Source organism: Geobacillus proteiniphilus (genome assembly GCF_001908025.1).
Classification (GTDB): Bacteria; Bacillota; Bacilli; order Bacillales; family Anoxybacillaceae; genus Geobacillus; species Geobacillus proteiniphilus.
On the sequence record NZ_MQMG01000175.1, the window covers coordinates 1 to 269 of the forward strand.

Sequence of the window (269 nt, forward strand, 5' to 3'; positions counted from 1 at the left end):
CGAATCCGCTTGTCAAAAAGGAGAAAAAGCTGCGCCGCTTGGACGCTTGACGAATACGACTTAACTGAAGAAGACTTAAAGCGAATTCCGGTCGCGTTTCTTTGCCCGCACGCTCCGGCGCATGTCAAAAACGGCTGGGACGCCATCTTGCATTTGCGCAAAATTTACACGGACAAAATCGCGTTCGAATTCTCGCAAGTACATAATCTCGAAGAGAGGAACTGGCTCATTCAGCAAATCGAGTCCGGAGCGTATTACCCGAGCTTGGC

At 50.2% G+C, this 269-nt stretch carries 1 pseudogene; it reads left to right on the forward strand.

Annotated elements, in window-relative coordinates:
• Positions 1-269, forward strand: a pseudogene (locus BRO54_RS19055) (hypothetical protein); the annotation flags it as partial.